The organism is Bacillus sp. NTK074B (genome assembly GCF_017303375.1).
Classification (GTDB): domain Bacteria; phylum Bacillota; class Bacilli; order Bacillales; family Bacillaceae_B; genus Rossellomorea.
Map to the genome: position 1 here is coordinate 37,969 of NZ_JAFKOH010000012.1, position 20,018 is coordinate 57,986.

Annotated in this window: 20 protein-coding genes and 1 riboswitch; of the genes, 4 read left to right on the forward strand and 16 right to left on the reverse strand. The window is 43.4% G+C overall.

Annotated elements, in window-relative coordinates:
- Positions 1-187 precede the first annotated feature (187 nt).
- Positions 188-1,546 carry a YjiH family protein gene (locus JI667_RS17940; RefSeq protein ID WP_206857611.1) on the forward strand — a complete coding sequence of 453 codons (1,359 nt, stop codon included), beginning with the start codon at positions 188-190 and terminating at the stop codon, positions 1,544-1,546.
- A 60-nt stretch (positions 1,547-1,606) separates the two neighbouring features.
- Here JI667_RS17940 and JI667_RS17945 read toward each other — a convergent pair whose 3' ends face one another.
- The 9 genes from JI667_RS17945 to JI667_RS17985 form a co-directional block, all read right to left on the reverse strand.
- On the reverse strand, positions 1,607-2,854 hold the full coding sequence (locus JI667_RS17945) for an ATP-binding protein (RefSeq protein WP_206857612.1): 1,248 nt from the start codon (positions 2,852-2,854) through the stop codon (positions 1,607-1,609).
- Positions 2,855-3,145: 291 nt separating this feature from the next.
- Positions 3,146-4,087, reverse strand: coding sequence for an L-threonine 3-dehydrogenase (locus tag JI667_RS17950; protein ID WP_206857613.1), 942 nt, complete (start codon positions 4,085-4,087; stop codon positions 3,146-3,148).
- 79 nt (positions 4,088-4,166) lie between these two features.
- Complete coding sequence (locus JI667_RS17955; protein WP_206857614.1) at positions 4,167-5,357, reverse strand: glycine C-acetyltransferase; 1,191 nt, start codon at positions 5,355-5,357, stop codon at positions 4,167-4,169.
- Between the two features lie 486 nt (positions 5,358-5,843).
- Positions 5,844-7,022: a MalY/PatB family protein gene (locus tag JI667_RS17960; protein WP_206857615.1), complete on the reverse strand. Its 1,179-nt coding sequence runs from the start codon at positions 7,020-7,022 to the stop codon at positions 5,844-5,846.
- A 123-nt stretch (positions 7,023-7,145) separates the two neighbouring features.
- On the reverse strand, positions 7,146-7,829 hold the full coding sequence (locus JI667_RS17965; RefSeq protein WP_206857617.1) for a DNA alkylation repair protein: 684 nt from the start codon (positions 7,827-7,829) through the stop codon (positions 7,146-7,148).
- Between the two features lie 852 nt (positions 7,830-8,681).
- Positions 8,682-9,326 (reverse strand): YczE/YyaS/YitT family protein, encoded by a 645-nt coding sequence (locus JI667_RS17970; RefSeq protein WP_206857619.1) that lies wholly within the window; start codon positions 9,324-9,326, stop codon positions 8,682-8,684.
- Positions 9,327-9,664: 338 nt separating this feature from the next.
- Positions 9,665-9,799 (reverse strand): VOC family protein, encoded by a 135-nt coding sequence (locus JI667_RS17975; RefSeq protein WP_206857621.1) that lies wholly within the window; start codon positions 9,797-9,799, stop codon positions 9,665-9,667.
- A gap of 11 nt (positions 9,800-9,810) precedes the next feature.
- Positions 9,811-10,830, reverse strand: a complete 1,020-nt coding sequence (locus tag JI667_RS17980) for an S-adenosylmethionine:tRNA ribosyltransferase-isomerase (protein ID WP_206857623.1) — start codon at positions 10,828-10,830, stop codon at positions 9,811-9,813.
- Complete coding sequence (locus tag JI667_RS17985; protein ID WP_206857624.1) at positions 10,823-11,557, reverse strand: SDR family NAD(P)-dependent oxidoreductase; 735 nt, start codon at positions 11,555-11,557, stop codon at positions 10,823-10,825. Before JI667_RS17985 ends, JI667_RS17980 begins: the two co-directional genes overlap by 8 nt.
- Positions 11,558-11,753: 196 nt before the next feature.
- A riboswitch (ZMP/ZTP riboswitch) is annotated at positions 11,754-11,849 on the forward strand.
- Between the two features lie 46 nt (positions 11,850-11,895).
- Here JI667_RS17985 and JI667_RS17990 point away from each other — a divergent pair.
- From JI667_RS17990 to JI667_RS23010, 3 genes are all read left to right on the forward strand, one after another.
- Entirely contained in the window at positions 11,896-12,750 is an 855-nt protein-coding gene (locus JI667_RS17990; protein WP_414635248.1) for a bifunctional 5,10-methylenetetrahydrofolate dehydrogenase/5,10-methenyltetrahydrofolate cyclohydrolase, read from the forward strand.
- Positions 12,751-12,862: 112 nt separating this feature from the next.
- Positions 12,863-14,404: an FAD-dependent oxidoreductase gene (locus JI667_RS17995; RefSeq protein WP_206857625.1), complete on the forward strand. Its 1,542-nt coding sequence runs from the start codon at positions 12,863-12,865 to the stop codon at positions 14,402-14,404.
- A gap of 150 nt (positions 14,405-14,554) precedes the next feature.
- Entirely contained in the window at positions 14,555-14,689 is a 135-nt protein-coding gene (locus JI667_RS23010) for a hypothetical protein (RefSeq protein ID WP_280515512.1), read from the forward strand.
- Positions 14,690-14,791: 102 nt separating this feature from the next.
- On the opposite strand, the gene JI667_RS18000 is transcribed toward JI667_RS23010, so the two are convergent.
- The 7 genes from JI667_RS18000 to msrB form a co-directional block, all read right to left on the reverse strand.
- Positions 14,792-15,403, reverse strand: a complete 612-nt coding sequence (locus JI667_RS18000) for a hypothetical protein (protein ID WP_206857626.1) — start codon at positions 15,401-15,403, stop codon at positions 14,792-14,794.
- Entirely contained in the window at positions 15,400-16,029 is a 630-nt protein-coding gene (locus tag JI667_RS18005; protein WP_206857627.1) for an ATP-binding cassette domain-containing protein, read from the reverse strand. Before JI667_RS18005 ends, JI667_RS18000 begins: the two co-directional genes overlap by 4 nt.
- Before the next feature lie 10 nt (positions 16,030-16,039).
- Positions 16,040-16,756 (reverse strand): DUF2705 family protein, encoded by a 717-nt coding sequence (locus tag JI667_RS18010; RefSeq protein ID WP_206857628.1) that lies wholly within the window; start codon positions 16,754-16,756, stop codon positions 16,040-16,042.
- The gene (locus JI667_RS18015) at positions 16,756-17,484 is read right to left on the reverse strand and encodes a WxPxxD family membrane protein (protein ID WP_206857629.1); all 729 of its coding nucleotides are present in this window, start codon (positions 17,482-17,484) and stop codon (positions 16,756-16,758) included. Before JI667_RS18015 ends, JI667_RS18010 begins: the two co-directional genes overlap by 1 nt.
- Positions 17,474-18,244, reverse strand: a complete 771-nt coding sequence (locus tag JI667_RS18020; protein WP_368077918.1) for a DUF2705 family protein — start codon at positions 18,242-18,244, stop codon at positions 17,474-17,476. The genes JI667_RS18015 and JI667_RS18020 overlap by 11 nt, the downstream gene beginning before the upstream one ends.
- A gap of 90 nt (positions 18,245-18,334) precedes the next feature.
- Positions 18,335-18,760 (reverse strand): DUF2712 domain-containing protein, encoded by a 426-nt coding sequence (locus JI667_RS18025; RefSeq protein WP_206857630.1) that lies wholly within the window; start codon positions 18,758-18,760, stop codon positions 18,335-18,337.
- Positions 18,761-19,043: 283 nt separating this feature from the next.
- Positions 19,044-19,991 carry a peptide-methionine (R)-S-oxide reductase MsrB gene (gene msrB / locus JI667_RS18030; protein ID WP_206857631.1) on the reverse strand — a complete coding sequence of 316 codons (948 nt, stop codon included), beginning with the start codon at positions 19,989-19,991 and terminating at the stop codon, positions 19,044-19,046.
- Positions 19,992-20,018: the final 27 nt, after the last annotated feature.

Sequence of the window (20,018 nt, forward strand, 5' to 3'; positions counted from 1 at the left end):
GCGCTTTCTTTTCTGTATAAACTTATCAAAAAAATATATATCTACATTTTATGTTTCAGCTTTACTGCCTTCGGGAAAATCATCTGAGGAATACAGCATATCCGAATTTATAATAGACAAATTTATATGTATGCATTAGAATGAATAATGTTTCATTTTTTGTGACAACTACTTCTGAGGTGAATTTATGAATCAGCATCGCTATACGCTATCAAGTCATTTACGATTTATCATCCCTTCCATATTGGGAGTTTTTCTATTTATGATACCGATTCCGGGTGAAGACGGAATCACGATTCCCATCGCAGTCTTATCAGGACTTCTACAAGACTGGATCGGCAGCTATGTACCGGCCATCATGACGGGCTTGATCATCCTCACAGTCATCGGGACGTTCATCACCAAGCTTGCACATCCGGATTTCATTGAAAAATCCCCGTTTTTCTCGAGTTTATTTGATGTTCGACCTGTATGGGCCATCGTAAGGGTGGTTGGAGCCATCTTTGCCATTATGACTCTATTTAAATTAGGTCCTGAGTGGGTCTGGTCAGATGCAACAGGTGGACTTTTACTAAACCCGGACGGACTCTTAACCATTCTTTTTTCTGTGTTTTTATTTGCCGGGCTTTTCCTTCCGCTATTACTCAATTTCGGTTTATTGGAATTATTCGGAGCGTTATTAACAAAGATCATGCGCCCTGTGTTCGGTCTCCCTGGTCGTTCATCCATTGACTGCTTAGCCTCCTGGCTCGGTGACGGTACGATCGGAGTATTATTGACAAGCAAGCAGTATGAAGATGGGTATTATACGAAGAAAGAAGCTGCGATCATTGGGACAACCTTCTCTGTTGTGTCCATCACCTTCTGTCTCGTTGTCATTTCACAGGTGAACCTCGGGGAATATTTCATTCCTTTCTATCTTACGGTAGCTGCCTCTGGACTGCTTGCAGCCATCATATTGCCACGGATCCCACCCTTATCCCGTAAGCCTGACACTTACTTCAACGGTCAGGAAGGCAAGGATACGATGGAAGTGATTCCTGAAGGATATAGCCGTGTTGGATACGGATATGAACAGGCACTTGTTCAGGCGAAAAACAACAACAGTGCGTCCAAATTCTTCACGGATGGAATGAAAAACGTGTTGGATATGTGGATGGGCGTAGCTCCCATCGTGATGGCGATCGGTACTACAGCCCTGATTGTGGCGGAGAATACGAAATTCTTCGAATACATCGGTATGCCACTCATCCCGATCCTGGAACTTCTTCAAATCCCTGAAGCGACGGAAGCATCACGTTCCATCCTTGTCGGATTTGCCGATATGTTCCTTCCATCAATCTTTGGTTCGGGTATTGAGAGTGAGCTGACCCGCTTTGTTATCGCCTGCTTATCTGTTACTCAATTAATCTATATGTCTGAAGTTGGTGGACTGTTATTAGGATCCAAGATTCCGGTCGATTTCAAGGATCTGGTCATCATCTTCCTGCAGCGTACATTCCTGACGCTGCTGGTAATTGTGGCTATTGCACATATGCTATTTTAATAGTGAAGAAAACCCGTGTCCGAAATTCGGACACGGGTTTTCTTATTAAGGGGTGCAGGATTATCCTTCCACAGGAACCGTGACTTCCACTTTCGTTCCCTTATTCACTTCTGACTCAATGTGGAGCGTTCCTTTATGATCTTCGATGATTTTCTGACTGATGGTGAGGCCGAGTCCCATTCCCTTTTCTTTCAATGTAAAGAACGGCTCCCCAAGTCTTTTTAATCGATCCGAGGGAATTCCTGAGCCCTGATCCGTGATAATCACGTGAACTGACTGATTCCGGAGTTTCCAATCGACGTCGATTTCTCCTTCATCCATGGATTCAATCGCATTTTTAATAATGTTGATGAACACTTGTATGCATTGATTCTTATCGCCGAACACAGTGATCGGGGATGAAGGAAGCTTGATATTCAGCGTAATCCCCTTCAGAAGTGCTTCATGCCCCATGACCTTGACCACATATCTCAGTACTTCACTCATGTCAAAGGACTGGTATTCCCTCATTTGAGGTTTGGATAAAATAAGCAGCTCCCCGACAATTTGATTGATCCGGTCCATCTCGGAGGACATGACGGTAAGGTAATGACCGGATACATGCTCGTTTTCTTCCAATAACTGAATGAATCCTTTAATGCTTGTGAGGGGATTCCTGATTTCATGTGCAATCCCTGCTGCAAGTTCTCCCACCACGGAGAGCTTTTCTTTTCGTAACAGCATTTCTTCGGCGATCTTCTGCTGGGAAATATCCCTGCCGATGATGACCAGTCCCTTTCTCTCATGATTCCGGTAGAATAATGGGACTTTAATGACATCGAAGGTTTTAAACTCCCCGTTTGGAAGATAGAATCCTTCTTCACACCGTGTCACTTGTTCCGCTTTCCATGACTCTTCATCAGAGTCAATGCAATACTCGAAGGCATCTTTGAAAAACGGTACAAGTTCACCTAGCTCCTTGTCCGTCTTGCCCACATAATCGACATCCTCCAGATTATACAGCCTGCGACCAAATTGATTGACCTTCAGCCAGCGTCCCTCACCATCCTTGAAGCAGACAAAATCCGGGAGGGAATGAAAAAGGGTGGATAGTTGATTCTCTTCTTCCAACAGCTTTTGGTGTCTGGTCATGAACCGATTTCCCTCTTTTGAAAGAAGGAGGAGAACCGCTACTAAGATGCACATCAAAAGGAGCGAGGCGATTGCGTCCCATGGAGAGTCAAGTATGAGTATGGCGATGACCTGGAATATGGAAAGAGCCATAAGTATCATGATTAACTTATTAAATATCTGTTTTTTGCCATTCATTCTCTCTGCCATCTAAGTCACCAGCCTCTCACTCATACAGTCATTACATTAAACGGTACAACAGGATCAAAAGATTAGGTTCATATAGTTCACATGTACCACCATCCGATTTGGTAGAAACCATTCATTTCTGAATTTTTACACAACTGAACTTTTTTTCTTTTTCTATTAATTGAAGTATACCATTTCCCTATGAGTTGTTGTCATTTTTTGTCGCATTTTCAGCAGGAGTCATCGATTACTCTTTCACATAAAAAATCCCCATGAATGATTTCACAGGGACTTTTACTATTACTTTGTTTTTAGTTTATCCAGCATATCCGCCGTCATTTTGCCTAAATCGTATTCCACCTTGAAATTCCATTCGTTCTTGGCAGCACTTGAATCGATGGCATTTGGCCAGCTCTCGGCGATGCTTTGACGAACGGGATCTACATTGTAATCGAGGCTAAAGTCCGGCTGGTGTACGCGGATTGCCTCCGCAATATCTTCAGGTGCCACGCTCATGGCCGATACATTGAAGGAATTACGGTGCTCGAGATTGGAACCGTCCGCTTCCATCAGGTCGATGATGGCATTGAGGGCGTCCGGCATATACATCATATCCATGTAGGTTCCATCACCGATATAGGACGTATACCGATTGTTCTTAATGGCCTCGTAGTAGATTTCAACAGCATAATCCGTCGTCCCGCCGCCTGGAAGGGTTTCATACGAAATCAGGCCGGGGAAACGAAGCCCTCTTGTATCCACCCCAAATTTCGTGAAGTAGTAGTCTGAAAGAAGCTCGCCTGATACTTTGTTTACTCCGTACATGGTCGTCGGACGCATGATCGTGTCCTGAGGAGTGGAGTCCTTAGGTGTCGATGGACCGAATGCTCCGATTGAACTCGGGGTAAAGAACTGACAATCCAATTCTCTTGCCGTTTCAAGAGCATTTACAAGTCCTCCCATGTTTAAATTCCATGCAAGCAGCGGTTTCGCTTCTGCAGTGGCAGATAGTAAGGCGGCTAAATGAATCACTGTATCCACATGATTCGTTTTAGCAATATCGAACATCTTCTCTCCGTTGGTGACGTCAAGTTGCTCAAATGGTCCATTTTTCACGACCGGACTGTCCGTTTCGCGGATATCTGTAGCGATGACATTATCCGAACCGTATACGTCGCGCAGTTTGTTGGTGAGCTCAGAACCGATTTGTCCCAGGGCACCCGTTACTAGAATCTTTTTCATCGTCTTTCCTCCTGCATTTCCCTTTGGTGATATCATAAAAAGATAGGGCTGACTGTGTGCCAGACCCTATGCTGTTTTCTTAAATAATTCCCATTTCTTTTCCGACTTTCTCGTACGCTGCAATGGCTTGGTCAAGCATTTCCTTCGTATGGGCAGCCGAAGGCATGTTTCTGACACGTCCGGTTCCTCTTGGTACGGTTGGGAACACGATGGATTTCGCATAAACCCCTTCTTCAAACAGACGTTTACTGAAATTCTGCGTCGCCTGCTCTTCCCCGATGATGACAGGCGTGATCGGTGTTTCGCTGTTTCCGATATCAAAGCCGAGGTTCGTCAGTTCTTCTTTCAGATAACGGCTGTTTTCCCACATATTATCCTGAAGTTCAGTCGAATTCATGATGAGATCAAGTGCTTCCGTACAAGCCGTCACATCTGCCGGAGTCAAAGAAGTTGAGAATAAGAACGGACGGGAGCGGACTTTCAACCAATCAATCAGGTTTTTCGTACCTGCTACATACCCACCGACCACTCCGATGGCTTTCGATAACGTACCCATTTGGAAGTCTACTTTATCAGACAGACCAAAGTGCTTGACCGTCCCTGCACCCTTTCCAAGGACACCTGAACCATGGGCATCGTCTACATACGTCATGATATCGAATTCTTCGGCGATCTCTACGATTTCTGGAAGCTTACATACATCCCCGTCCATTGAGAATACACCGTCCGTGATGATCATGATTTTGTTGTACTGACCGGATTCCTTAGCCTCTTTTGCCTTTGCACGAAGATCTTCCATGTCAGAGTGACCAAAGCGGATGATCTTGGCTTTTGAAAGACGGCAGCCGTCAATGATGGATGCGTGATTCAATTCATCGGAGAGGATGGCATCATGTTTGTCCATTACCGCTGAAATGGCTGCCATATTACAATTGAAACCGGATTGATACGCAATCGCCGCTTCTGTTCCTTTGAATTTCGCAAGCTTTTCCTCAAGCTTCACATGTAGGTCAAGGGTACCATTGATCGTACGCACGGCACCGGCTCCAACCCCGTATTCTTTCACCGCTTCAATCGCTACCTTTTTAAGACGTTCATCTGTCGCAAGTCCCAGATAGTTATTAGAAGAAAGATTTACGAGTTTTTGGCCATTCACCGTGATCATCGGTCCATTTGCCCCTTGCAATGGATCGATTTCATTATACAAACCGCGTGATCTTAAATCTTCCAGGTTTTCTTGTAAAAAGTGATCTAATGTCTTGCTTGTCATGTACTCGTCCTCCCGTTATGTAAGCGTTTTAAAAACAAATGTCCATTCCAAAAATACAATATTTATCAGTTGATTCTTTGTGTTTGTTGAGGTTTTTTCTATTTTTTAGTTTAACATGTTTTTTCGTGATGGACAAAAGTAATCTTAATTGTTTTGCCTTAATAGTAGTGTACCCTTTAAGTGAAAAAAGCATTTTAACAAAAGGATAGTTTTTGATGAGGCGAGGTGCTGGTTGATTACAGCGAGAGGTGCTCGCTTTCCGCTACAATCAACAGGCTATGTATAAGTTCTTCACTAAAGTAAAAGCATTACTTCAAAAAATTTCGGAAAGCTTGATTTACACCCATTTACAGAGAAAGCATTAAACCTAATTTCACATCCCACCATTTTCGAATGGTAATAGGTAAAATTTTCAAATGACACACAAAGTGCCTAATGAAAAAGGATGAACAAAAGCCGTCAATCACTTCTGTTCATCCATATGCATCATTTTATCACTTTTCGATCAACCCTGTACTCAAGGATCGCTTCGTGCATCCTTCTTAGGGCCAGGTCGACTCGCTCTTTGGGACAGGCGATGTTCATTCTTACGAAAGCTTGTCCGGTTTTTCCGAATTTGAAGCCTTCATCGAATTTGACTCTGGCTTTTTCTAAGAAGAACCTGCAAAGTTCTTCATTTTTCATTCCTAATTCTGTGCAGTCGATCCAAATCAGATGTGTAGCCTGGGGCTGGATGGCTTTAAGCTCCGGAATATGCAGCTCCAGGTAGTTCTGTACGTACTGCTTATTCTCCTCCAGCACCATCAAGAGCTCATTGAGCCAGGGCTCCCCTTCCTCATAGGCGGCGATGGTTCCTTCAATGCCAAATACATTGGGCCTCATCAATCCGAATCCCGTAAGCTTATCCTGATATTTCTCTCTTAAGTCTTTGTTTGGTATAAGAAGGATCGAGGTTTGAAGACCTGCAATGTTAAAGGTTTTGCTGGGAGCGGCACACAGGATGCTTCTTTCATGCAGGCTCTCATTATGTTTAAAAAGGGGAATATGCTCATACCCCTCATATACCAGATCTCCGTGCATTTCATCAGAGATGATCCATACATCATGTCGTTTGGCGATAGCGCCGATTTTCGTCAGTTCTTCCCTCGTCCATACGCGGCCGACAGGGTTATGCGGGCTGCACAGTATAAGGACCTTGGCCCTTGAGAGGCTTGCCTTTTCTTCAAGATCCTCGAAATCGATCGAATACACTCCATCCTCATATAGCAGAGTATTCGTTATCACGTTACACCGATGATGTTCGATCGTGCTATAGAAAGGATAATAAACGGGATCTTGAATAATGACGCTGTCCCCAGGCTCCGTCAATACACTCAGCAGCACATTGATTCCCGGGATGATACCCGGACTGAAGCTGATCCACTCTTTGTCTATATCCATGCCGAAGCGTCTCTTCCACCAAGAAATGATGGATTCAAAGTATCGGTCGCTGAACGTAGTATAGCCGTATATACCATGCTGAGCTTTCTTGTTCAGTGCGTCCACAATGGCCGATGAAACTTGAAAGTCCATGTCTGCAATACACATAGGGATCACATCCCCATCAGGAAACGACCATTTCACAGAGTGAGTATTCGTTCTCTCGATGCAATCATTCCAATTCATGTCTGTATGCCCCTCTCGCATTTATCTTTCTTTACTTTATCCTAGATGACGGGCGGGGTGAATACCTGCACAATAAATAGGAATTTTCTCATATCTTTGTATGGACGCCCGCCTGATTTCCGGCTATTTCTTCACTGCTTTGCGATTCAAATGCTTTAACCCTTCCCGTGCACTGAGGGGGGAAAGCTTTTCTCTTGCAATGAAATCCTTTACGGCTTCTGGAGCCGTTTTGGAGTATTCCCTGAGAGCCCAGCCGATGGCTTTCTGTATAAAGAACTCCTTCGATTGATTATGCATTAATATGTACCGAAAGAGACGGTCTTCATCCGTTATTTCCTTGTACTTTAATTGAAACAGGATGGCGATTCGGTTCAACCATATGTTATCTGATTGGATCCATTTCTCTAAGTATGTATCGTCTTCTTCGGTCTGATAGATCTTCCCTACGTGATTCGGACCGATATGATCAATCGTATCCCACCAGGATTTCGTCACGATCAACTCTTCCAAAAGAGGGAGATGCCCTTTTGTTAAATCCCTTGCTCTTTTATCAATGAGACCAAGCGCGACGTATTGACATTCTCTTTGAGGCATAGTCCATAGAGAACGGACAATGTCGGGGAGTTCTTCAATGGATGGTTTGCCATTTTCCTTAAGAAAATCCCTCAATAAGGCATTCCGCTCCGGAGTCTTGATGCCAAAGAAAGTGAATTGATTTCTCATATAGGCTTCCATGGCTTTTTGGTTTTCACTGTTTTGATTCTTTTTTAAAAGGATAATCAGTTTATCCGCATATTCATGGTTCATTTACAGTCTCCTCCTCTTGTCTTCGTTCTTCACATTCAAAGCAGCAGCTTTTTCCCCCCTCCAAGTGAACCCCGTTAAAGAAACCGTCCAAGCAGTAGAGGGGCTTTTGGCAGAAAGTACAGTAGTCTACAAGCTCTTTCATTTCACGACCATCCCCATTCTGAATCTCTCTTTCATACTTCTTGATGATGGGATGAAAAACCTTTTATAAAAGGAGTATTCGTAAACATTGTTGCTTATTGATGAAGCAAGTAGCGGTTGATTTCCTCTCCAGGTGCTCGCTTTCCGCGGGGCTGGCGGTGAGCCTCCTCAGCCTGCGGGATCTCACCTGTCCAGCTACGGCGGCTAGCCCCTCGAGGTCATAAGCTAAATGGTCCAAGAAGGCAAAAGAACGCCTTCTTAGCCCATTCATCTTTTGCTTGTCGGGGCTGAACGAGCCGCCTCCGCTTTTCGTGCTGTCCAGCTACGGCGGCTAGCCCCTCGAGGTCATAAGCGTGCTGTCCAGCGTTTCCCGCAGGAGTCGGGCACCTGCAGCGAGAATCAACAATATAGGTATATTTAACAATAACAAAAGGAAAAATTATTTCCTTATTCCAAACCTCATCTTTTTAATAGATTGAAGAGAATAATTATCGCTAAAATAAAATCGACCTTGATCTTCAAGTACTATGAGGTGAGGGAAACTGCGTAGACTCCTACGGAAAACTGGAGCGTCGATACCTAGAAGTGCAATTTTACTGAAGAGGCTCGGCTGAACGGTAGCTGCAAGCCAAGCAGTTCCCCTCTCTCGTTAGCAAAAACTGATTGACCTTTTTTACGAATAGAGCCCTTATTAACGAAAAAAGACAACCCTTAGTTCGCTAAGGAGTTGTCTCTTTTCGTCACCTGCCGCTCTATGAGAGAGTGGAGGAGCTTTTTGCTTTGAGGCAGTGAGAATCCGACGATGGATCCGAGTCCCAATGCAATGATCACAGTTCCGACCCCGACAGGACCGCCGAGTAACCAACCGAAAAAGAATACGATGATTTCCATTCCATTCCGTACCCATTGAACCTTCCAGCCAGTTTTCTCCACTACCAGCAGCATAAGGCTGTCCCTCGGGCCTGCTCCAAGATCTGCTGATACATATAAACCGATCCCATATCCGATCACCACGATCCCCATGGCAAACACGACAGCTTGAGCAACGAGAGAATGAGGGTCGGGCAAAACAAAATTGAATAAATCTATGAAAATTCCAATTAACAGCATATTGATAAAGGCACCGGCTTTAGGAAATGACTTTGTTCCAACACCCGTCACAAACAGGATGATAAAGCCCACAATGATGGACCATGTCCCGATGGTCAAGCCGAGCTGCTTGAACAACCCATAATGAAACACATCCCAGGGACCGATTCCAAGGTCTTTCCCTTTGATGGTCAAACTGATGCCAAACGACAGCACAAGTAAGCCGATAAAGAAAAACGACCAGCGTAACATTTTTTCTCTATTCATGAAAATCCCTTCCTACACCATAGTCAGTTCATTTATTACCCGGATAACTGTATCACAGAATCAGAGGTAAAAAAATTTCATAAAACCTATGGGGTTGGTAGGGATAGAGACTGTCCCTTTTGATGTTTTACATATTTTGTTAACCGGCTGGATTTTTCACCTTTTTGGCTGGTTTTTTACTGAAATCAGCTGAATTATCGGGATAACCCGCTGGATTAACACGAAAATCGGCTCGATTATTTGCCAAATCAGCTGGATTCCACACAATGCTCCTCTCAAAAACCAACAAAACAAGAATACTCGACCGCTACCCTTCCACCAACTCAACGATCTCTCCATCAGGACCGAAGAAAAAGGATGTTTTCACTCCCCCATCTGAACTTCAGCTCTTCTTCATAGCCGAAATACGTTTGGTAGAATTCCTTCGATGTCTGTAAGTTCTTCACGTTAATCCCGATATGATGTAGTTTCACCTTCTATCTCCTTACAAAATGAGGTTCATATCACCGAACTCATGCCATTTATAGTTTTTATCAAGGGCTGTCTGATAGGCATCCTTCAATCTTTCCTCAGAAATGAACGCCTTTAAGAGATCCAAATGACTCGCTTGTGGTTCGTGAAGCCCTGTAATGAGTCCGTCCACGATGCGGAGGGGGGTGTCACCGGAAAGATAAAGATTCGTTACTCCTTCAGCAGGCTGAAGCTTTCCATATTCATTCATCACCGTTTCAAGAGCGCGAACGACCGTCGTACCCACTGCGACGAGTTTCTTCCCCCGATTCTTGGCACGAAGGATTTCATTTACTGCTTCAGAACCGACAAGATAGTCTTCCGGATGGTACTTGGGGTGTGGCCACTGGTCACTTCCATAGTAGCTCAAGCCGGCGTGAAGCTGTATGAACACAATCCCTACGCCTTTATCCTGTAAGTCTTTCAACAACCTCCATGTAAAGGCTCTTCCGGCAGAAGCCATCTCAACGGAACCTGGAACCGACCCATAGACGTTCTGATAAAAATCAAGGGGCCACGGGTCATGAATATACTCATAACGGACCGGCTCCCCGTACTTGAAGATGAAATCCATCAGCTCACTGCCACTCCTGTCAAATTCCAATTGTACAAGCGGTCTTTCACTTCCTTCCCCCTTCACGCGGCCCGTTACCCCTTGCGGAAACCCGATGTGTTCCCCTGCCTGATGGAAGTCTCCGAGGATAAGGGCGTCCCACGTGCCTTCTGCTCTTCTACGGGAGAGTCGGACTTCGACATTCCGATTTCCCTGTTTTCCTTTGAGGGACGCGGGAAGGGTCCTGCTATTATTCAAAACAAGCACATCTCCCTCATTCAGAAAATCAGGCAGCCTTTTAAAGGTTGAATGATCACACTTGCCGGTTTCCCGGTTCAACACCATCAGCTTTACATCATCTCTCTCCAACCCTTGAAGCTCGATTGGGGTCGTGGCGTTCAACCGGGATGGGATATGGAATGCATGCGCCGATTCATTCATGACCGCCACCCCGCTTCCACTCGAATTCCTGAGCTTCAAACCGCTTTCCGTTTTCTCCCTTCGAAGCATGGGACGCCAAGTACAGAAACACATCAAGGTGATCCTGTGGATCTGCAAGGAAATAATCACAATCCGGGACTGCTCTGTCGTGCATCTCTGTATCCATCTCCCCCGGGTCCACCATATTCACCCTTACTCCTGTATCCCCCAGCTCATCCGCCCACGTCCCAGTCAGGCCTTCAACTGCAAATTTCGAAATGCCATACGCCCCCCACTCTGCAAAGCCTGTTCGACCCGCTTCTGACGTGAGATTCACGATTGAACCACTCCCTCTGCTCATCATGCCCGGAAGTACCCTCTTCGTGACTAAAAAAGGGTTCAGCGTATTGATTCTTACCACTTCAAGGAATGCTTCCTCGGGATAATCTGCCAATAGACGAGGTCCCGGTCCAAATACTGATGCATTATTGAACAACACATCGACGCTTCCCCACGCTTCCTCCGTTACCGACACAAAACGATCAACATCCCGGGCATTAGAAACATCCGCCTGTAAAGCGATCACTTCCGTCCCCAACATTCTCAATTCTTTTTCCACTTCCTTAAGCGGCCCGGGGTTTCGCGCACAGATGGCCACTTTTGCGCCTCCTTCCGCGAACTTCTTGGCAAGGGCCTTCCCCAATCCTTTTGAAGCACCTGTAATCATGACTACTTTGTTCTCAAACATTTTCCATACCCCTTTCATTGTTCTTGTTACTCACATTTTATGAAAAAGACGAAGCCGGCAAATCGTCTATAAGGAGTCGGATACTCTAGAAAATTAGATGTAGCACGCTCTCAGCCTTTTGATGTACGTCTTATAAAAACACGAACATTAATACTGGAAAATCACTTTATATTCGTGTTATAATGAATTTGAAAATAAATCAGGCAGTGACTGGCGAAAATGTGGAATCAACCACAAGGGAGCTGCGAATCTTACTTTATTTAGCCATTAGCCGTTCGCCTGGGCAGAAGGCAAGGGGACACCCTTGTCTTTTTTTACTATAATCAGGAGGGATAGCAGTGGAACCACTAGTATTAGACGGTAAACTTGTTGCATCTGAGGTCAAGGAAAGCCTGAAATCGAGAGTCGGGGGATTAAAGGAGAAGGGCATCACTCCATGTCTCGCAACCGTACTCGTTGGAGATGATCCATCTTCTGCGACGTATGTAAAGATGAAAGGGAATGCGTGTGCGAAAATCGGAATGGAGTCACGACGAATCCACCTTCCTAATGAAACGACAACCAATGAACTCCTGGACATGATTCAGGAGCTGAATGATGACACTTCCGTTCACGGGATCCTATTGCAGCATCCCGTCCCCCACCACATTGACGAACGTGCTGCCTTTGAAGCGATTTCCATTGAAAAGGACGTGGATGGGGTCACAAGCCACGGGTTTGGTCAAAATTCGTTGGGATTCGGTGAGTACCCTTCCTGCACCCCTGCGGCGATCATGAGTATCATCGATTACTATGATGTTGCTCTTGAAGGAAAACACGCTGTCGTGGTTGGAAGAAGCCCGATTCTTGGAAAGCCTGTTTCCATGATGTTATTGAATCGTAACGCTACAGTGACAACATGCCATTCTTATACAGAAAACCTGCCTGCCATTCTTGCATCTGCCGATCTTGTCGTCGCGGCAGTCGGTAAACCGAATTTCATTCAAGGAGATTGGATCAAAGAAGGTGCCGTTGTTCTGGATGCAGGGTACAACAAAGGGAACGTCGGGGATATCGATTACGAGGCTTGCTATGAAAAAGCCGGTGCCATCACACCGGTTCCTGGTGGAGTAGGTCCTGTAACGATTTCCATGTTGTTAAAACAGACCGTTGATTCCGCCGAAAAATATGGACGTGTGCCACAAAATGCATAGAAGAGTGAGACTGACTCTATTAAAGGGGTCAGTCTTTTTTTACTTTCAGCACTTATTTTTTCTGATTTTCAGGAGAAAATGGTAAGGACTAGAATGGGAAAGGAGCGTTCAAATGGACTCACAACATCATAATGCTTTTTCCGAAACACCTGAGCCCTATTGGAGGGAGAGTACTAAGCTTCCACTGTTTAAAAAACTTGATCAGAATGTGAAAGTGGATGTGACCGTAGTCGGAGGAGGGATAGCCGGTATCACCACTGCGTACCTTCTGGCAAAAGGCGGCAAGAAGGTAGCGCTCATCGACGCTGACCAGCTATTGAACGGTACGACGGGACATACAACGGCGAAAATATCCGCCCAGCATGGACTGATCTACGAGGAACTCATCCAGCATTTCGGAGAAGAATTCGCAAAGAAGTATTACCTGTCTCAAACGAAAGCAATGCAGTTTATCCAGGACACGATTACAAATGAACATATCGAGTGTCATTTTTCAGAACAAGATGCTTACGTGTATGCAACGACTGATCACTATGCAGGCAAGGTCCAAAAGGAATATGAGGCTTATCAAAAGCTCGGGATCAATGGGGCGATCATGGAGAACATCCCCCTCGACCTACCCATCAAAAACGCATTGGTGATGAAGAACCAGGCTCAGTTCCATCCATTGAAATACCTGAAGGCCCTGATTGATTCGTATACTGGGATGGGCGGGCAGATATTTGAAGGAACGAAGGCAAAGACCATCAATGAAGGAGACAGCACGCAGGTGGTGACAGAAGACGGTTATCACCTCGACAGTGAATACGTGGTCATTAGCTCTCACTTCCCCTTTTATGATGGAATGGGATTTTACTACACGAAGATGCATGCAGAGCGCTCGTATATTCTCGGTGTGAAGGCCAAAAAGGATTACCCGGGTGGAATGTATATAAGTGCAGATGACCCTACCCGTTCTTTGCGTTACGAAGAAGATGAAAATGGGGAAAAGCTCATCCTCATCGGCGGGGATAAACATAAAACCGGACAGGGTAAAGATACGATGGAGCACTACAAGGCATTACAGGCATTCGCTGAGGAAGTGGTCGGTGTAGAGGAAGTCCGTTATCGCTGGTCGGCACAGGACCTAATCACCCTGGATAAAGTACCCTACATCGGTAAACTGACGGAAAAACATCCGGGCATATTTGTCGCTACAGGCTTTAACAAATGGGGTATGACTTCCGGTACTCTTGCAGGACAGATTCTTTCCGATCAGATCCTGGGAAATCATCACATCTACGCTGACGTGTACTCGCCTTCCAGGTTTGTAGCGGATCCAAGTATTAAACATTTCTTTAAAGAGAATCTGAATGTGGCTGGCGAGCTCATTAAAGGGAAATTGCACATCCCAGCCAGAAAGCCCGAAGATTTGAATAAAGGGGAAGGTGATGTCGTCAACTTAAATGGTCGCCGATGCGGTGGCTTTAGAGATGAATCTGGGAAGCTCCACATCGTGGATACCACCTGTACCCACCTGGGCTGCGAAACGGAATGGAATCACGGAGACCACACCTGGGACTGCCCTTGTCACGGCTCCCGCTTCTCCATAGACGGAGAAGTCATCGAAGGGCCAGCCAAAAAACCGCTTGAAAAATTCGAACTAAACGATTGAGGGACGGACCTTCATCAGGTTTGTCGAATATAGCCCGGGAAATAAACAGAACGATAAGGATATTTGACATATTTTGTCGCAATGCGTAAGAATATTTCCCTGTTTTCTCCCCACACTAACAATGAGCTACTATTTTGGGAGGGATTCTGAATGGGCCGTACGAAAAAAGGAAACCGCAATGCTCAAAGCAATACCAATGCCAAAAAGGGAAATCGCACAAGTTCTGAACTGGTGGAATTCACGACAGGACAGGAAAATCCTAAGAAGAACCGCATACAGGAGTAACAAGTCACAGAAACGAGTAATTAAAAGCTGTTTTTTAACCGCTTTTGATTACTTGTTTTTTTTAAACTTGTATTCCTCCTACACCCAATTAAAGGGAGGTGGCTATTGGATTAATTTTAGCTTTACCTCAACATTTTGAGCTTCAGTGAATAGAAATTTATTCACTTCTAGCGTATTCTCTTCTTTTAAATGAATGGTGTACTGTTCTTCTCCATCAAAATAATAAGAATGGAGAATATCTCCATTTGGTTTCAATATCTGCACCAATGGTTGTTCCTTGTAGTCAGTCTCTGATGAATAGCTGAGTTGATACTCCCCCTCCGGCAACTGCTTCCCGATATCATAAAATCCAGAATGAGTAATAACATATTCATTACCCTTAGTACTCTCGATTTTGTCAAAAGATGCTGGTACTAATGTAACAGCCCCCTTTCCCTGGACAGAAATCTTTTCGTCAACATGCAGTTTAATGCCAAGCACTTTGTCACCCTTGGACAGTTCTCTCTGCATAAACTGTATGTGGTCATTCTGAGAAATGATATCATAAAAACCAGGCTCAATTTCGTCTCCGACAGTATAAACCCCTCTATCAAGTTCGATTTCTGTGGCCTTATCATTGTGATCACCCATCCACGACTGAACATATGGATATCCGGTAAAGACCACTGACACGGATACAATTATTAAAAATACAATTCTTTTGTACGATTTCATATTTCTTGAATGAGACCATCATTCATTTTTAGTGAATAGTCACAAAGGGGCTCGATATCTTCTTTATGATGGCTGGCAATGATCACCACAGCACCGCGCTCTTTTTGCTCTTCTATTACCCGGTGTATCAACGTAACCCCATCATCGTCTATAGCATTCGTTGGCTCGTCTAATAAAAGGATATCCGGCTTTTCAAAAATAGCTTGCGCAATATTGAGTCGTTGACGCATACCAAGGGAAAACTTTTTCACTTTTAATGTTGATGAAGGATCCAAGCCAACCTTGATGATCGCTTGTTCTATATCTTCCTTCGTGGCTATATTCTTGATTTTAGATAGAATGAGTAAGTTTGTAAAAGCATCATATTGAGGGAGTAACTCCATATTTTCAATAATGATTCCAATGCTCGGAGGGAAAGAAACGTCCTTATGCAAGACCTTTTGACCAATTTTGATTTCTCCTTCCGTAGGGATAATCAATCCCGCAATGGAACGCAGAAGCATGGTTTTCCCTGAACCATTCTTGCCAAACAGCCCATATATCCTCCCCGGTTCAAATTCATAATTGATGTTATTCAACACAGTAGTCTTTTTTATCGTTTTGCTTACACCTGATAGTTTAATCATGTTTAACACCTCATCTTAATAGATCCATTTTTTTAACTTTCTTCATAGAAATCCACGCAATCCCAAGGAGGAGGACCATGAGAATGACAACACCGCTGAATAAATGGATGTCATGTGTCTGGAATTGAATAATATCTGACAGTCCGTTTCTAAAGCCCATTCCATAAAGGGGAACGAAAAAGTAGTGACTGCCTTCTCCGAGTATAGTGGAATCTAAATGACTTGATACCAAAATTGAAAATACGATGTAAATATTAATTACTAGTTGAGCAATTTCGGATTTGAGATAGAGCTCCAATAATAATTGCATAGAAAACAATAGGTACAGAGTCAGAAAGTAAGCAAGTAGTGCAAAAGCAGGGAAAGTCCATTCCCGGATGGTTACAATAGAAAGCATCCATTGAAACAAGACAAAGATACTCAAAATAACAGCCATGTAGAATAATCTTTTCATAACCCATTTAGGTTTACTGTAGCTTCTTATAAAGAAAGAAGGTCCATAGGTATGAATAGTATCTTTTAGATAACCTGTAAAGAAGAAGCTCATACTTATAATAGGAAGATACCAATTCAATAGATATCGATAATTCAATGACTCAGATGGGGTAGCCGGGACTCCGTCGAGAAATGGGTAGTCGGAGTAAAGCAGATTAAATTTATTGATAAATATTGTCTGCATCAAGATGGTGACCATGACAAATAGAAAGAACCATTTTCTCTCTATCATTAGTAAATATCCTTTCTAACAAAAACAAACGATCCTATAAAATAGATAAATCCGATGAACAGCAACTGCCTTACATATGTATACAATAACTCCCTTATGCCCCACTCATTTTGAAGGAATTTCGTGTAAATAACCAGATCTTTTAGTAATGCTCCGGTCTGGCTTAAGAATAACTTTTCCACAAAGAACAGCACTCCAACAAGTATAACCGTAATAAATAATGAAAGGCCCCTGGAACCGATTCGATCGTTGATCAATCCGTATAGAAGACCAATGAACGAATAAAAAAAGAAAATGCCAACGGTGTTAAATAAAGCCACCTGAAAGAAGTTCAGTTCATGAAGTACACTGGTTTCAACATAGAGATAAGTCAGTATAAGATTCACCATAGTATGTCCCAGAGAAAACAAAAGTGACGTAAGTAATATCTTTCCAAACCTTTCTCTAAAGATATGATCACGTGAATGATTTCTTACTATACTTTCTGCACGATCAGACAGAAAGAATAACTGGAACACAATGAGAAACGGAGCTACATAGAACAGAGCATAGGCCTGAATGGAACTATAGCCGAAAGCACTATTATTCAGGAGGACAATCTCATCATAAATGTTTAAATTAGCAGATTTCACGAAAGATAAACCTAAAATATTCTTACTTTGATAGAACCATATGACCGCGAAAAACAGACCCAAACATACGAGGATTAATAATCGTTTAGTCCTCATGGTATTTTATCCCCAAGATACTCACTATAATTGGAATCATGATAAAGACCACTAATGCAATATATAAAATCGGTAACAGGACATTCCAATCATACTCAGCAAAGGGCTGAAATAAATACACGATGGAATTCTCCCTCAATACAAATAAAAACCAAATAAAGAATGAAGCAGGATACACATACTTAGCGTCCTGAAAAAACAGACTCATACTGGCACCCAATAGCCCCGCAGAACCGGCAAACACACATGTTATAACGGTGAAAAGGAGAACGGCGGAATACGGATGGTCAGCACTGAAACTCATGAGTGTACCCGCTTCCTGGTCCATTTCTAATATCCCTTTGGAAAATGTTCCTTTTCTGAAAATGAACGATACTAAAATGAAATTAAGGAATAAAGAAACAGCCATTACCGTGAAAGAAATAATAAAAGACGTTCCTAATTTTTCAAGGTAATAGTTTCTTTTTCCAATCTTGCTAATGAGGATATTCCGGTAACCCGTCTTTTTATCTTGTATGGCATCATCACTGCCCAAAAGAAGAAAATAAATGGGTAAAAACCAAAATAGGATGATTTGTGGAGCATGTCCTATGCTGGAGGCAGACAAAAAAAATGCGAATGCCGGATGAAAGACCATTTCCGAGTTGCTCTGATAATGTAACAACTGCATGATTTCCAACATGGGTATAGTGAGAATGAGAAGAAGAGCTAATATACTTTTTTTGTTAATGGCAATTCGATGAATATGACTCTTGAACACTGTGTATCACTCAATTCTATTATTCTTTTCTCGTGAAAGCTTAAAAAGGAAACAAAAGTGATACGAACGATCACTTTTGCTCATTTTTATTTAGTTTGTTTCTTCGTCCCAATAACCGCTGATGGAATATGAGTTCGCTGATGGATTGTTATTCTCTGCACCAAGTCTTACATAGTTTTCGTTTGCAGTACCATAGGCATTATAATAATGTGCTCCCGAACCTTGTTTTACATCGTGTACATCTGAAACTCTCGTACCGCTCTTATCCAACCAGAAAGTTGCATATGTACCTGACCCTTCCGATGAGTAAGTCAAGTTGACTTTCCACTTATTTGTAGAGTCTGATGTTTGACGGTACCTTGAAGCCGAGTAACTATTACCATAGTTTGGTTTCAAGGAAAAACTGAAACCTACATTGTCGTTAGACGCGTACGTCATACTTGAGACAGTAAAAATCCCTGCCCCCATTACAAGTGCTAAACCAAGCTTTCCAATCTTTTGCGTTGATTTCTTCATAAAATCCCTCTTTTCTGTTATTTTTTGGTGCTTATTTACCATAACACGGTCAAGAATTGCTATAATCGTACACTAATCGTATGTAATCCACTTAATCTCGTACAAATCTTCAAGATCCTGACCTTTCCTTGCCTAATTATAATTTTAGGAATATTTTGTATTTCTAAAGGGTTAGGGGCTCAGAGGACGCCATAAACCAAAAAATCCCTTACAGGATGTCAGTGAAATGGATGACATCCTGTAAGGGATTTAGAACGATTGATAAATGACAATTAATAGACTTTTATTTCTTTGACTTACGATGGAATAGGATTAGAAAATCTCCATACCCTTCTTCTTCAAGCCTTTCTTTCGGAATAAACCGCAACGAAGCGGAGTTGATACAGTAGCGAAGCCCTTTGGGACCCGGGCCGTCCGTGAATACATGGCCAAGATGAGAATCTGCTTCCCTGCTCCTGACTTCCATCCGGGTCGAACGATGAGAGAGATCGTATCGTTCGTTGACGCTTGCATCCATGACCGGCTTTGTAAAACTCGGCCAGCCACAGCCACTGTCATACTGATCTTTTGAAGTGAATAGCGGTTCCCCTGACACGATATCCACATATAACCCTTCTTCCTTGTTATCCCAGTACTCATTTTCGTAAGGTGGTTCGGTTCCATCTTCCTGTGTCACGAAATATTGCAGGTCCGTCAGCTGTCCTTTTAGATAAGACCGGTCTTTGGGCCAATACTTCTTTAAAAAATCTTCTCTGCTGCGCTTATACAAAGCATACCGAAAAGCGTTTTTCTTGTGGAATTCCTGGTGATATTCTTCCGCTCGATAAAACGCGCTGGCAGGCAGGATTTCTGTCACAATGGGATCACCAAATAATCCACTTCTCTCTAATTCTTCCTTAGATATTTCCGCCAGCCTTTTTTGAGTGTCATTATGATAAAAAATGGCCGTACGATATGAACTTCCCCGATCTTTAAACTGCCCGTCGGGATCGGTGGGATCAATTTGTTTCCAGTAAAGATCAAGGAGTTTCTCATATAAAAATAAAACAGGATCAAACGTAATCTGCACCGCTTCATAATGCCCTGTGGAGCCTGATGTCACCTCTTTATAGGAGGGATCTTCTGAATTCCCTCCCGTATACCCGGAAACGATCGCCTCAATACCTTCTTGATTCTCAAAGGGTTCCACCATACACCAAAAGCAGCCACCGGCAAACGTTGCTTTCTCCATTTCATCATTCCTTTCGTTTCACGTGAA